The organism is Sphingobacterium sp. E70, from assembly GCF_019285695.1.
Lineage (GTDB): Bacteria > Bacteroidota > Bacteroidia > Sphingobacteriales > Sphingobacteriaceae > Sphingobacterium > Sphingobacterium detergens.
The window spans coordinates 3167219-3180642 of the sequence record NZ_CP079104.1; the positions used below are offsets into that span (position 1 = coordinate 3167219).

Sequence of the window (13424 nt, forward strand, 5' to 3'; positions counted from 1 at the left end):
TTTTAAGAAAACTTTATCCATGAAACCGAAGCTTATAGCCTTAATTAGTGCATTATTGTGCATTATCAATATTTCCTTTGCGCAGTCATTTAAATTTGCCCATGTCACGGATACACATGTTGGTGGTGCAACAGGGGAGGAAGATCTGCGACTTACAGTAAAGGATCTTAATACATTGAAAGACATCGATTTTGTTATACTCTCGGGAGATATCACTGAATTTGGAGCTGATCAGGAACTGAAATTGGCAAAGCGGATTTTGGATAGCCTGCAGCTGCCCTGGTACGTTATTCCGGGTAACCACGATGGGAATTGGTCTGAAAATGGAGCCAATACCTTTCGTACCGTCTTTGGTGGGGAGACTTTTTCTTTAAACATAAGGGGTATGAATTTATCGGAACAAACTCTGGGCCGAATATGCGCATGAGTCCGGGGCAGATACCACGTGAAAATCTGGTGTGGATGGATTCCATCTTTGCTGCGAATCCTGACAGGCAAACACCGCTAATTTATATTAACCATTATCCACAAGACTCCTCCCTGAACAATTGGTTTGATGCGTTGAAGCGCGTTAAAACACGCAATGTGCAATTGGCCTTCTGCGGACATGGACATGCGAACAAGGCTTACGACTGGGAGGGAATTCCGGGTGTGATGGGCCGATCCAATCTACGTGCAAATAAACCTATCGGGGCTATAATATTGTAACCATCGCTGATGGAAAAGCGACTTATCAAGAGCGTAATCCAGGAATTGGTACACAAGAAAAACCTTGGTTAGAAGTGCCTTTGTTTGATCATCACTATGACCGCGAAACTGCGACTTATCCACGTCCGAGTTATGCGGTCAATGAAAAGTATGCAAGTGCTGTTCATGTGAATTGGACTTTTGAAGATGCGAGCGACATTGGTGCAGGGCTGACAATCTATAAAAACAAGGTTGTTACCTCCAATACTGCGGGGATATCTTTGCGCTGGATCTTAAATCCGGTAAAAAACTTTGGGCTTACCGGACGGGAGGAAAGTGTACTCCACGCCAGCGGTTTGGAAGGGTATGGTTGTCGCCGGTTCTTCGGATCACTTTGTATATGCTGTCAATGCGGAAAATGGAAAACTTCTCTGGAAGGTGCAGACAGATAAGGCAGTATTGGGTTCGCCACTGCTGCATGATGGGGTTGCTTTTATTGGTGGTTCGGATGGTAAATTTAGGGCCTTGGATATAAAGACTGGTAAATTAAGATGGAGTTTTGATCAGGTCAAAGGGTTTGTGTCTACCTTGCCAACGTATTATTTGGGTAATATCATCTTCGGTTCTTGGGGAAATGGATTTTATGCATTGGATGCCAAAACTGGAAAACTATCCTGGGAATGGAACAATGGTCATGCCAACCGGATGTTTTCGGCTGCTGCCTGCAATCCCGTTGGGGTAAATAATCGTGTATTTGTTGTTGCGCCGGATCGATTTATGACGGCATTGGATGCAAAGAATGGGACTGTGGTCTGGCGAGAAAAGAAGGACAGCATACGTGTGCGTGAGTCTATGGGACTGGCCGTAAATAAAAAACAGGTTTACGTGAAGACAATGGATGGCGATTTGCTTGGGATCTCTTCTTCAGATGAGAAAATGGATGTAATTTGGAAAGCAAAACTAAAATTGCCTTATGAATTGACTCCATCAGCGATAAAAACAAATCGCAAATTGGTGTTTGTGCCGAGTCATTCGGGTTTGCTTTCGGCTGTTGATGCAAAAACAGGCGATATAATGTGGCAATATAAAATTTCCAATGGAATGGTCAATCCTGTTGCTGTAAACGGTAGTAATGAGGTTGTTGCAAGCACGATGGACGGTAAAATAGTTTCTTTGAGGTTTTAAACAACCGTTTGAGTTGATTTTATTAAAAATAAATGCCTTATTATGATAAAAGAATGTCTAAACTTCTTAAATTTACGTCAAGCTTTTTGCTTGTTTTTGCATGTTTTGTTTGTAACTTTGCGGAAGCACAGCAAAATGCTTGGATTCGAATAAACCAATTAGGTTATACACCGGCAGGTAAAAGGTCGCGGTATGGGGCGGGAAATCAATCAGGCAGCTTCGTTCTTTTGAGGTTAAAGATGCAAAGACAGGTAAGACAGTGTATGTTCATCCCGTAGGGAAAGATTATGGTGCTTACGGCCCTTTTGTGCAGAGTTTTCGATTCGATTTCTCGGCATTACAGGATACAGGAAGGTTTTTTATCCAGGTGGGAGAAATCAAATCTCCTCATTTTAGGATAGCCCGCGATGTCTATAAGGGTGCAGCGGACTTTGTGTTGCGGTATATGCGTCAACAACGAACATTGTTCAATCCCTTTTTAAAAGACAGTTGTCATACGCACGATGGTTTTACATTGTATGCAGGTAAAGTGGGTGTAGCGGATAGCTCGCATATAGATGCTGGTGGAGGTTGGCATGATGCTTCTGATTATTTGCAATACGCGACGACTTCGGCAAATGCAACATTTCATCTGCTGGCGGCTTATCGGGACTTTCCCAAGGTGTTTGCAGATCAAAAGCAGGCAAATGGTCTGGATGGGAAGAACGGCCGTGCTGATATATTGGATGAAGCTAAATGGGGACTGGACTGGTTGTTGAAGATGCATCCCAAAGCAAATCAGATGTATAATCAGATTGCGGATGACCGGGATCATGCCAGTATGCGCATGCCCAAGGAGGATCCTTATTATGGTCGTGGATTTGAACGCCCAGTGTATTTCATAGATGGCGAGCCGCAACAAAGGGGCAAGTTTATGAATAACACCACCGGAACAAGTTCTACAGCGGGGAAATTTAGCAGTGCTTTCCGTTTGGGATCTGTGCTTTTTGGGAAAGAGGATAAAAAATATGCAAAATTGCTGTCACAGAAAGCGGAGACAGCTTATGCGTATGCAAATATAAAACCCGGGGTGACACAGACGGTTTCGATCAAATCACCTTATATCTATGCCGAAGACAATTGGGTGGATGATATGCAGCTGGCAGCGGCAATGGGACTTTCGGTAACAAAGAAAAACAAGTTTGCCGAAGAAGCTATGCAGTATGCCAGACAAGAAAAAGTAACACCCTGGATGATAACAGATACTGCTGCACATTATCAGTGGTATCCTTTTATCAACTTGGGACATTATGAATTGGCAAAAAAATTGAAAGGACAGGATCGCGAGGAGATTGTTTCATATTATAGACAAGGTATCGAAGAGGTCAATAAACGTGCGGAGCAAAATGCATTTTTAAGAGGGGTTCCTTTTATCTGGTGCAGTAACAATCTAACGGCTTCTTTCGCAATGCAATGCCTTTGGTATAAAGAGCTGACAGGGGATAATCGGTTTGATGAACTGGAGCAGGCAAATTTCGATTGGCTCTTTGGTGCCAATCCATGGGGAACAAGTATGGTCTATGGTCTTCCATCTTGGGGCGATACACCAGTTGATCCCCATTCTGCTTTTACCTATTTGGGTAAACATCCGATTGATGGTGGCTTGGTAGATGGCCCAATAATGGCCTCTACTTACCGTAATTTGATCGGTATTAAACTAAACAACCCTGATAGCTATGCGGATTTTCAGAGTGACCTGGCTGTCTACCATGATGATTATGGCGACTACAGTACCAATGAACCCACCATGGATGGAACAGCTTCATTGATCTACTTGCTAGCGGCTAAAGAAGGAAAGGCATTGGAGGAGCCTGTTGGAAAAAAAGTAATCAGGGATGTCTTTGGTGCTGTTGTCCGTGGCGATTCGACAACAAAAAAAGTTGCCTTGCTTTTTACAGGACATGATTTGTCAGAAGGAACAGCGGTGGTTTTGAAAAGTTTGAAGCATCATCATGTGAAGGGGAATTTTTTCTTAACAGGAGATTATCTACGGAATGCAAGTTTCAAGCCTTATATCCGGCAGATGTTGAAAGACGGACATTTGGTATCGGGACATTCAGATAAGCATCTCCTGGTCAGTGATTGGGAGAGCCGGGATAAATTGCTGATCAGCCGGGATTCGTTCCTGCGGGATTTGAAAGCTAATTTGATTGAATTGGCGCTTTCGGGGGGTGGATACAAGCAAGCTACACTATTATATTCCTTCTTATGAATGGTATAATAGCCAGACGGTAGCGTGGGCAGAAGAAGTAGGGTTGTCTTCAATCAATTATACACCCGGAATACGGACCGCTGCAGATTATACGTATCCCGAAATGGGGAAACGTTATCTGTCTTCTGCCGCAATTTTGGAAGGCCTTTGGTCTCATGAAGTGAAATCTGGCCTGAATGGTTTTATGGTACTAATCCATATGGGGACGGATGACAGACGGAAAGATAAGCTATATCGCCATTTGGACGATATAATTAAGATATTAAAAAGAAGGGTTATCAAATCGTGGATATCCCTAGTTTATTGAATTAAGAAATACAATATATATTAAGAATGGTTAATACAACGGAGAAAGATTCGAATTATCAGGATTTGGACAAGATGTCTGTACATGAGTTATTGACTAATATCAATAACGAGGATAAATCTGTGCCACTAGCTGTTGAAAGGTCTATTCCTCAGATCGAAGCATTGGTTAAGGTTACGGTAGAGAAAATGAAGGCAGGCGGTCGGACATTTTATATCGGAGCTGGTACAAGTGGTCGACTGGGGTTTTAGATGCATCTGAATTGCCTCCGACTTATGGTGTGCCATTTGAGTGGATCATTGGGTTGATTGCTGGTGGGGATACAGCGATCCGTAAAGCTGTGGAATTTGCTGAAGATGATCTGGAGCAGGCCTGGAAGGATATGGAAGCTTATGATATTGATGAGAATGATGTCGTGATCGGTATTGCCGCTTCGGGTACTACGCCTTACGTCATTGGAGGCTTGAAGACTGCAAATGAAAAAGGGCTGATAACAGGTTGTATCGTTTGTAATGGCGGTTCTCCGATTGCTGAAATTGCACAATATCCTGTTGAGGTCATTGTAGGGCCAGAATTTGTGACCGGGTCTACCCGTATGAAGTCTGGTACAGCACAAAAGCTTGTATTAAATATGTTCAGTACCGCAGTAATGATTCAGCTGGGCCGCGTTAAGGGGAATAAAATGGTTGACATGCAATTGTCGAATCACAAATTGGTCGGCCGGGGTGTGCGCATTATTATGGATCAGACTGGGGCAACTGAAGAGGATGCCGCAGCTTTGTTGGAACAATTTGGCAATGTAAGGCAAGCAATCGAAGCCTACCAGGCAACACATTAAAACTATCAGCATCACAATCACCTATTAAAAACAAACTATGTCACCAGTTATATTATTATCCTTTATTGTGATCTATTTTGCGGTCTTACTCGCTGTAGCGCACTTCACTTCAAAAGGATCTTCCGACAACTCTACCTTCTTTGTCGCTAACCGAAATTCGAAATGGTATATGGTCGCTTTCGGGATGATCGGTACGGCGCTTTCCGGTGTAACTTTTATTTCTGTTCCCGGTGCTGTTGGCGCTTCGGAATTTAGCTATTTTCAATTTGTGTTAGGGAATGCTGTTGGCTTCATTATCATCGCTTATGTATTGCTTCCGCTTTACTACCGGATGAACCTGACCTCCATCTACACCTATCTGGAAGAACGTTTTGGGCACACAACCTATAAAACCGGAGCTGCTATTTTTCTGATTTCCCGTACCATTGGTTCAGCCTTTCGTTTATACCTGGTTGCAATTGTCCTACAGCATTTTATTTTTGATGCCTGGAATGTGCCTTTCGCGATCACGGTAGTGATCTGCCTGGTGCTTATCTGGCTATATACCAATAAAGGAGGATTAAAAACCATCATTGTAACAGATACCCTACAGACTACCTTTTTAGTGACAGCCGTTATCCTTTCGATCTATTTTATGGCTAAGGGCTTGGATTTTGGAATAGTAGATACCTTTGAGGCAGTCAAAGAAAGCAGCTATTCCAAAATCTTCTTTGGGATGACTTTGTTGGTAGTAAAGCAAATTTTTGGAAACAATTCTTGGGTGGAATTTTTGTAACGATTGCCATGACGGGACTTGATCAGGACCTGATGCAAAAGAACCTGTCAATGGGAACGATCAAAGAAGCGCAAAAAATATGATTACATTCACAAGTGTATTTGTGGTGATCAATATTTTCTTTTTGGCAGTGGGCGCCCTATTATATATCTATGCAGCCAAAAACGGTATTGATGTTTCACAACTGGCGACACGCGACTACCTCTACCCAGAGATTGCATTGAATCACCTGGCTATCGTTCCAGCAATCATCTTTATGATGGGGCTGACAGCGGCTACATTTGCAACAACCGATAGTGCACTTACAGCATTGACAACTTCGTTCTGTGTGGATTTCCTGAACTTCAATAAAAGGAAAATCCAAATGATCCAGCTCTTGTCAAAAGCGTAATTATGTACACTTTGGCTTTTCGATTGTGATGCTATTGGTGATACTCGTATTTAAGTTGATCAATGATGACTCGGTGGTGAATGCGATATTTACCGCAGCGAGTTACACCTATGGTCCATTGCTGGGATTGTTTGTTTTTGGAATCTTCACAAAATCTGCTGTTCGGGACAAAGCGGTGCCTTATATCTGTGTGCTTTCACCAACTATATTGTATTTACTGAAAACTTATGTGATTGAGGTGTATACGCCATATGTGATCGGACTGGATCTGATTATCATCAATGGTTTTATCACTTTTCTGATGCTTTTGGTCAGTTCTCCGGGCAAGGGAGTGAAAAGGCGCTTTCGCATAACTAAGCTGCGATATTTGATTTGTACGTACAAAAAAATTAAGTTAAGTTTGAGATACTTAGTTTTTTTGTACGTATGTATCATAGCATAAATGAGACTACGGAGTTTATCCGTAGAAAAATTGGAGATTTTACTCCAGAATTCGGTATCATCCTGGGTACTGGCTTAGGTAAATTGGTTGATGAGATAGAGATCGAATATCAGCTGATGTATTCCAATATTCCTAATTTCCCGATCTCTACAGTAGAATTCCATTCCGGTAAATTGATTTTTGGAAAGTTGAATGGTAAGAATGTGGTTGCCATGCAGGGACGACTTCATTATTATGAGGGTTATGATATGCAGCAGATTACTTTTCCTATTCGGATCATGAAAGTACTGGGCGTCAAAAAACTCTTTGTGTCAAATGCCGCGGGATCGCTGAATCCGGAGGTCAGAAATGGAGATCTGGGAATCATTGAAGATCATATCAATCTCTTGCCCGACAATCCATTGCGTGGGCAAAACCTGACTGAATTTGGGCCTCGTTTTCCGGATATGAGTGAACCTTATAACCGTGCGATGATTGAACAGGCGCTGGAAATTGCGTCAAAGCATGGGATTTCGGCACGAAAGGTTGTGTATGTCTCCTCGCAGGGACCAAACCTGGAAACAAAGGCTGAATACCGCTTTATGCGAATTATTGGTGGGGATGTAGTCGGCATGAGTACGGTACCAGAGGTGATTGTTGCCAATCATATGGCTCTTCCGGTGTTCGCGATCTCTGTTGTTACGGATGAGGGCTTTCACGATGTGTTAAAACCTGTGTCGTTGCAGGAAATCGTCGCTGTCGCTGAGAAAGCGGAACCTAAGATGACATTAATTTTGAAAGAATTGATAGCTTTGCAGTAAATTTAGACTATATACAATTTTAGATGAAGTTGATCGTACGCGTATTAGCCGCACTGTGTGTCTTACTTGTTTGTTCCATGGATGTTATTGCGCAAAGCAAAGAAGAGTGGAGCAGCGCATTGGATTCGGCGAGAGCCAAAGAAGATGGGAAAAAGATTCGGTTATCCTTTCTGCGAAGTATATCCGTTATGCGACATTGGATATGCTTAAAAAAGGAACCTACACAAGGCAAATAGATACATCACATCGTAATTATCAATATTACAATCCCCAAAATCTACCCTGGAATCCCAGTGTGAATCTAGGATCATATGGTCTTGCCACACGTGACTTATTATTCCAGCCCAAAAGACAATTGGATTTCAGTCTGGATTCACTGCCTTAGAACGTTATTTGTTAAATCCTGACTCTGTTCAATATTTTAGGGCTCGGGCACGTTATTCCGAACTGTCAGCGGTGGGATTCTTTTTCAATGATCAGGTTTTTAGGGCCCGGGTAGCACAGAATATAAATTCGCAATGGAACATGAATGTTGATTTCCATTCGACGAAAACAGATGGATTTTATCTTAATCAGAATTATTCGGACCTGAAGGCATCCATTGCATCGTGGTACGAGTCTAAAAATAATCGTTATAACTTATTGATCAACGCGGTTTTTAACCGCTTAGATGCGATGGAAAATGGCTCTACTATTGAAGATCGTCCATTTGCTCCCGAAAACAAACAGTCCCCGGATCGGTTTCCTGTCAAATTTCAGGATGCTAGTAATGCTACTGTGCCAAGATCAAAGTGGTGGGACAACTCGCTGTTCCTACGTCAGTCACTCTATGTAGGTCGGATTGATACCGTAGATAAGGGTAAGCCGACTATGCAGATCTATCCGACAAACAGTATGGCGCATAACACGCGGGTAAGAAGGCAGACCTATAACTTCTTCAAGAACATGAACGACCGGGCTGCTGCAATGCCTTACAATAATAAAGCACTTGCGCTGAATAATGATAAAACAGCGATCACTAATGTTTCCAATGAGTTTGAGTATAATTTCTTTCTGCGCGGTAAATCAATCTTTAAAAATGAAGCTAAGCTGAACCTCGCTTTTCAACATGATATGAACTGGGTGGAGCAGAGCCAGGTAGACTCAATGCGTTACTATAGTAATCAGACCGCGTATCCTGAACCGCTTAAGAAATTGCCAGATAGCACAACATTTGATCGTTTCTATCAAAATGGAATTGTCAAGGGAGAGTTGGGTTACAAATTTTCAGACCGGTTAGATTTTAGCTTAAAAGCCAACCAGATTGTTTTTGGTCATAATATAGGGATTTCCTCTATGAAGCAAAGGCGGATATTTCCATGGGGATAAAATCGGAAAGGTGACTCTTTCGGCCTATTCGCAGAACAAATCTCCTGAAATGATTTTTGAGAACCTGAACTATACTTATGGTAACTGGAATGATCTGGGATTGAAAAAGACCAAAATTCAAAATGTGGCGTTTCAATACCGTAATCCTACATTGGGGTTCAACGGGAAAGTTGAGTATTTTTTGATGAATAACTATACCTATTTTGAAGAGCTGCCGAATCCGCAAAACGACCGTAAGAAGGATAAATGGATTAATCCAGCGCAACTGGATAACGCCAATTTATTGAAAGTGAGTGTGGGACAGAAATTTAAACTCAATCATTTTACATTTGATAACTTGGTGGTTTATCAAAAAACTGATCAACAGAGCGTATTGGCTATTCCTGAGGTTTATACTTGGCATAGTCTTTATTATAGCAATCTCTTTTATAAAGTCATTGATTATAGTATAGGTATTGATGCCAAATTTAATACACCTTATGCCAATCCAAATTACTCAATAGGAACAGGACAGTTTTATAACGCTTATCAGCAGATAGAATTTTCTACTTATCCGATTATGGATTTATGGATCACGGCCAATATACAGCGGGTCAATATGTTTTTAAGTTATAATTTCCTAAATCAGAATTTCTACCCGAATGGTTATTATACTGTACGACGTTATCCAATGAATACAGCTAATTTTAGATTTGGTATTTCGTGGAAGTTCTACGATTAATAGCTATGAAAATTATGTGGGTGTTTTTAGCTTGTTGCGGTTTTAAATGTAGAAAATCTTTGAAAATAATTTTGAGAATAGAATTTTTAAGCTATATTTGCACACGCAATTAGGGAACGGCGTTCTTTAAAAAAGTATGGAGGCTTAGCTCAGCTGGTTCAGAGCATCTGCCTTACAAGCAGAGGGTCACAGGTTCGAATCCTGTAGCCTCCACCATACAAAGTCGGAGAATTAGCTCAGCTGGTTCAGAGCATCTGCCTTACAAGCAGAGGGTCACTGGTTCGAATCCAGTATTCTCCACCAATCCAAAACGGAGGCTTAGCTCAGCTGGTTCAGAGCATCTGCCTTACAAGCAGAGGGTCACAGGTTCGAATCCTGTAGCCTCCACAAAGCATCATAAAATGGTGCTTTTTTTTTTTTTTCGTTAGGGGTTTAGCTCAGCTGGTTTAGAGCACTACCTCGACAAGGTAGGGGTCACTGGTTCGAACCCAGTAATCCCCACAATAAAAAAGCGTTCTTATGAACGCTTTTTTTATGCTGTTAATATGGCTTTCTATAGTGCCAATGTATTTGCCTCTGTTATCGGAGCCATAGAGCGCATGTGTTAGTTGCTGGTTGGAGTCCCCGTTTTTTACCTAACTTAAAGCCATAGCCTGTTGTCCATTCGATAAAGTCTGCTTTACCACCATGTGCTTTAATGGAAACTCCAGCAAAGAAATCTTTATACACTTTATAGCGTACACCTGCTCTTAGGTATACGGGTGTGCTTTCACCATTGAATTTATTACGGTGTAAGTATACGCCGACATTTCCATTGATATATAGTCTGGAATTTAACACGTGGTCAATATAGAAAGCGGGCCCATAGGAAAATAATGCGGAGAATTTACCTGCTTTATCCCCAGCGATATTTTCGTCGTTACCACTTGCTGAATAGAATGCATCCATTCCGGCACCAAGACGCCATTTGTATCCAAAATGCTTGCTATAATAGGCCCCTAGGGTCGATTTGAAATACTGGCCATCGTGCTCCCGATCGATCTGTTTAAATCCAAAAGCATAGTTGAAATGTAGTTCCTCCGTTTCTTCCATTTTTGGAACCGTGCGTTTTCTGAAATCAAATGGTTTGCTCGTTGGCGTATAGGAGACGGATAAACTCAATGGCAGGAGGTTTATTCCGGTGTTTGGCAAAGCCAATGCGCCATTGCTGAAATGGTGGAACGCCACGCCGGCACCGATCTGAAATTTTTGGCTTAATCGGTAGTTTGCCTGAAGTCCAAGGTCAATAAATACATTGTTTTTGCTTCCAATAAGTAGATTGAAAGGGTTGTCCTCTTCGTTGTAAGGGTTGAACCTGCCGGAAAGTCCCAATGCAATCCGGTAATTGAAATTCCATCGGCTGTTGACTTTCGGTTTTATGGGAATTGCAACAAAGCCATAGAGAGCAAAAGGTTGGCCTAGGTGCTCCTGGCCAAAAGTGCTGCTATAGATGCCGACACCATAAATAGGATAGTTATATATTTCGTTATAAATGCTTTTTAACGAATCCTGAAATTGTGTTTGGAAGCCAACGCGAAAATTAAGGCCACTGTAATAGGAGTCTTCCAGGGTTTGCTTCGAACGTTCGTTAAATTTGAGCTCGCCCCCACTTTCATGCTCAAGTTGAAATATTAACCTTGTTTTTGCGGGAGTACGGTTGTTTGATGTGTCTTTCTGATTTTCTATTCTGGGAGTGACCTGCGCATGTGTATGAAAGGAAAGAAGTGCGAAGATCACAAAAACAAGTATGCTTGATCTCATGAAATAAAACGTTAGCGTTTTTTAAAATTTTGCAAAAATAAGAATGATAAACCATTGTAACAATATTCATTAAGCATATGGGAAATACAGATGACAAATTGCCGTATTTCAGCTACAAAGAAGAAAGTGCAATAGTGACGGGCGGCAATAAATTGTTTTTATATCTACGTAATTATATTGCATATCCACAGCAATTTATCTAAGTTTGAGCTGAAAAGAAAAAGGAAATATGATTAAAAATCTATTTAAAATTACTGCTGTTACGTTTGCTCTAACAACAGCAGGGGGTACTTTGTTTGCCCAGAACGCCAAATTTGACTGGAAAGAATCTTCTGAAGGCGGGTATACCTACAAGTATGTGACCAATGACCCTACCCATTCGAGGTTTTACAAACTCAAAAATGGTCTAACCGTTATCCTAAGTCCAACCAAAAAGAACCGCGTATCCAAACTTACATCGCGACAAAAGCCGGAAGTAAAACCGATCCAAAAGATCATACAGGTTTGGCTCACTATCTGGAACATATGCTCTTTAAGGGGACAGATAAATTTGGCTCCAAAGATTGGGCGAAGGAAAACCTTTGTTGGATCAAATTGATGCACTTTATGAAAAGTATAACGGTACGACCGATGAAGTACAACGGAAAGCGATATACAAGGAAATTGACCGTGTTTCTGGCGAAGCCGCTAAGTATGCTATCGCCAATGAATACGATAAACTGATGGCATCCATGGGTGCGGAAGGCACAAATGCCTTTACGTCGTTTGAACAAACGGTTTACCAGGAGCAGATTCCGAGCAATGTGATGGATAAGTATCTTGCAGTACAGGCCGAGCGTTTTAGAAATCCGATACTCCGCCTGTTCCATACGGAACTGGAAGCCGTCTATGAGGAGAAAAATATCGGATTGGATAAAGATAGCCGTAGGGCTATTGAAGCAATGTTTGAAGCAGCTTTTCCAAATAACAACTATGGTAAGCAGACCACTATCGGTACGGTAGAACATCTAAAAAATCCATCGTTAAAAGCGATCCGAGAATATTTTAATACCTATTATGTGCCTAACAATATGGGTGTGATCATGTCCGGTGATTTTGATCCTACAGAAGTTGTGAAAAAGGTGGATAAGAGTTTTGCTTTCATGCAGCCCAAAGAGATACCGCCATATACTTTTGATCCAGAGAAGCCTATTTTAAGTCCAATTGTTCGGGAGGTAAAAGGACCGGATGCTGAATTTATGTTTATGGGATTCCGTTTTCCGGGTGCAGCAACCAAGGATGCGCAGCTATTAAATCTGATGAGCCAGATTTTGACGAACGGTTCGGCAGGTCTGATTGATCTGGATTTGGTGAAAAACCAGAAGCTATTAGGTGCTGGAGCCTTCCCGTATGTGTTGAAAGATTATTCGCTATTGATTCTACAAGGAAATCCGGGACAGGGACAGCGCTTGGAGGAGGTGCAACAGTTGCTGTTAAAAGAACTGGATAAATTGCGTAAAGGTGAATTTTCTGATGATTTGATCGGAGCAATTGTCAATAACGCGAAAAAGAAGAGATCAAACAGAATGAAAGTTATGGTGACCGTGCAGAAGCATTAATGGATGCTTTTACATCGGGACAGGACTGGTCGTCGGTGGTTAGTTATTCGGATGGTTTGAATAAGATTACAAAACAAGATATTGTCAATTTTGCCAATAAATATTTGAATGATAATAACTACGTCGTGGTTTATAAGCGAAAAGGGGTAGACAATAATGTTGTCAAAGTAGTGAAACCGGAAATTACACCTGTCACTGTAAACCGTGACGATCAATCTGATTTCTTGAAAAAGTAGAGGCAATGCCAGAGGATAAGATCCT

16 protein-coding genes, 4 tRNA genes and 1 pseudogene are annotated in these 13424 nt (G+C 41.6%); 20 read left to right on the forward strand and 1 reads right to left on the reverse strand.

The window, feature by feature from the left end; translation table 11 throughout:
- Positions 1-19: 19 nt before the first annotated feature.
- The 17 genes and pseudogenes from KUH03_RS22480 to KUH03_RS22560 all read left to right on the forward strand — a co-directional run bounded on the left by KUH03_RS22480 (position 20) and on the right by KUH03_RS22560 (position 10266).
- Positions 20-427: a metallophosphoesterase gene (locus KUH03_RS22480; RefSeq protein ID WP_257086943.1), complete on the forward strand. Its 408-nt coding sequence runs from the start codon at positions 20-22 to the stop codon at positions 425-427.
- A complete protein-coding gene (locus KUH03_RS22485) occupies positions 424-708 on the forward strand; it encodes a metallophosphoesterase (RefSeq protein WP_257086944.1) in 285 nt (94 codons plus the stop codon). Before KUH03_RS22480 ends, KUH03_RS22485 begins: the two co-directional genes overlap by 4 nt.
- A 345-nt stretch (positions 709-1053) precedes the next feature.
- Positions 1054-1872 carry a PQQ-binding-like beta-propeller repeat protein gene (locus KUH03_RS22490; RefSeq protein ID WP_257086945.1) on the forward strand — a complete coding sequence of 273 codons (819 nt, stop codon included), beginning with the start codon at positions 1054-1056 and terminating at the stop codon, positions 1870-1872.
- Between the two features lie 208 nt (positions 1873-2080).
- A complete protein-coding gene (locus KUH03_RS22495; RefSeq protein WP_257097251.1) occupies positions 2081-4123 on the forward strand; it encodes a glycoside hydrolase family 9 protein in 2043 nt (680 codons plus the stop codon).
- On the forward strand, positions 4083-4430 hold the full coding sequence (locus tag KUH03_RS22500) for a hypothetical protein (RefSeq protein ID WP_257086946.1): 348 nt from the start codon (positions 4083-4085) through the stop codon (positions 4428-4430). Before KUH03_RS22495 ends, KUH03_RS22500 begins: the two co-directional genes overlap by 41 nt.
- 26 nt (positions 4431-4456) lie before the next feature.
- Positions 4457-5268 (forward strand): annotated as a pseudogene (murQ, locus tag KUH03_RS22505) (N-acetylmuramic acid 6-phosphate etherase).
- Between the two features lie 37 nt (positions 5269-5305).
- Positions 5306-6043: a hypothetical protein gene (locus tag KUH03_RS22510; RefSeq protein WP_257086947.1), complete on the forward strand. Its 738-nt coding sequence runs from the start codon at positions 5306-5308 to the stop codon at positions 6041-6043.
- Positions 6044-6122: 79 nt separating this feature from the next.
- The gene (locus KUH03_RS22515) at positions 6123-6434 is read left to right on the forward strand and encodes a hypothetical protein (protein WP_257086948.1); all 312 of its coding nucleotides are present in this window, start codon (positions 6123-6125) and stop codon (positions 6432-6434) included.
- A 25-nt stretch (positions 6435-6459) separates the two neighbouring features.
- Positions 6460-6876 (forward strand): hypothetical protein, encoded by a 417-nt coding sequence (locus KUH03_RS22520; protein WP_257086949.1) that lies wholly within the window; start codon positions 6460-6462, stop codon positions 6874-6876.
- Positions 6861-7676 (forward strand): purine-nucleoside phosphorylase, encoded by an 816-nt coding sequence (locus tag KUH03_RS22525; protein WP_257086950.1) that lies wholly within the window; start codon positions 6861-6863, stop codon positions 7674-7676. The genes KUH03_RS22520 and KUH03_RS22525 overlap by 16 nt, the downstream gene beginning before the upstream one ends.
- 106 nt (positions 7677-7782) lie before the next feature.
- A complete protein-coding gene (locus KUH03_RS22530) occupies positions 7783-8061 on the forward strand; it encodes a hypothetical protein (protein WP_257086951.1) in 279 nt (92 codons plus the stop codon).
- Positions 8062-8069: 8 nt separating this feature from the next.
- Positions 8070-9044 carry a putative porin gene (locus tag KUH03_RS22535; RefSeq protein WP_257086952.1) on the forward strand — a complete coding sequence of 325 codons (975 nt, stop codon included), beginning with the start codon at positions 8070-8072 and terminating at the stop codon, positions 9042-9044.
- Positions 9045-9054: 10 nt separating this feature from the next.
- The gene (locus tag KUH03_RS22540; RefSeq protein WP_257086953.1) at positions 9055-9765 is read left to right on the forward strand and encodes a putative porin; all 711 of its coding nucleotides are present in this window, start codon (positions 9055-9057) and stop codon (positions 9763-9765) included.
- Between the two features lie 138 nt (positions 9766-9903).
- A tRNA-Val gene (locus KUH03_RS22545) sits at positions 9904-9981 on the forward strand.
- Positions 9982-9990: 9 nt separating this feature from the next.
- Positions 9991-10068 (forward strand) — tRNA-Val (locus KUH03_RS22550).
- Between the two features lie 9 nt (positions 10069-10077).
- Positions 10078-10152: transfer RNA gene (locus KUH03_RS22555), tRNA-Val, on the forward strand.
- 40 nt (positions 10153-10192) lie between these two features.
- Positions 10193-10266 (forward strand) — tRNA-Val (locus tag KUH03_RS22560).
- A 78-nt stretch (positions 10267-10344) separates the two neighbouring features.
- Here the strand turns inward: KUH03_RS22560 and KUH03_RS22565 are convergent.
- Complete coding sequence (locus KUH03_RS22565) at positions 10345-11565, reverse strand: acyloxyacyl hydrolase (RefSeq protein WP_257086954.1); 1221 nt, start codon at positions 11563-11565, stop codon at positions 10345-10347.
- A 77-nt stretch (positions 11566-11642) separates the two neighbouring features.
- Between KUH03_RS22565 and KUH03_RS22570 the strand changes: the two genes are divergently transcribed.
- The 3 genes from KUH03_RS22570 (at position 11643) to KUH03_RS22580 (ending at position 13399) form a co-directional block, all read left to right on the forward strand.
- A complete protein-coding gene (locus tag KUH03_RS22570; protein ID WP_257086955.1) occupies positions 11643-11768 on the forward strand; it encodes a hypothetical protein in 126 nt (41 codons plus the stop codon).
- A 378-nt stretch (positions 11769-12146) separates the two neighbouring features.
- Positions 12147-13163, forward strand: coding sequence for a pitrilysin family protein (locus KUH03_RS22575; protein WP_257086956.1), 1017 nt, complete (start codon positions 12147-12149; stop codon positions 13161-13163).
- Complete coding sequence (locus KUH03_RS22580; protein ID WP_257086957.1) at positions 13163-13399, forward strand: hypothetical protein; 237 nt, start codon at positions 13163-13165, stop codon at positions 13397-13399. The genes KUH03_RS22575 and KUH03_RS22580 overlap by 1 nt, the downstream gene beginning before the upstream one ends.
- The last annotated feature ends 25 nt before the right edge of the window (positions 13400-13424 follow it).

Bases quoted from the DNA above. Each gene is read 5' to 3' on its own strand.
- KUH03_RS22515 (WP_257086948.1), top strand. From the start codon at position 6,123: ATGATTACATTCACAAGTGTATTTGTGGTGATCAATATTTTCTTTTTG.
- KUH03_RS22580 (WP_257086957.1), top strand. From the start codon at position 13,163: ATGGATGCTTTTACATCGGGACAGGACTGGTCGTCGGTGGTTAGTTAT.
- KUH03_RS22485 (WP_257086944.1), top strand. From the start codon at position 424: ATGAGTCCGGGGCAGATACCACGTGAAAATCTGGTGTGGATGGATTCC.
- KUH03_RS22480 (WP_257086943.1), top strand. From the start codon at position 20: ATGAAACCGAAGCTTATAGCCTTAATTAGTGCATTATTGTGCATTATC.
- KUH03_RS22490 (WP_257086945.1), top strand. From the start codon at position 1,054: ATGGTTGTCGCCGGTTCTTCGGATCACTTTGTATATGCTGTCAATGCG.
- KUH03_RS22510 (WP_257086947.1), top strand. From the start codon at position 5,306: ATGTCACCAGTTATATTATTATCCTTTATTGTGATCTATTTTGCGGTC.
- KUH03_RS22570 (WP_257086955.1), top strand. From the start codon at position 11,643: ATGGGAAATACAGATGACAAATTGCCGTATTTCAGCTACAAAGAAGAA.
- KUH03_RS22565 (WP_257086954.1), bottom strand. From the start codon at position 11,565: ATGAGATCAAGCATACTTGTTTTTGTGATCTTCGCACTTCTTTCCTTT.
- KUH03_RS22525 (WP_257086950.1), top strand. From the start codon at position 6,861: ATGTATCATAGCATAAATGAGACTACGGAGTTTATCCGTAGAAAAATT.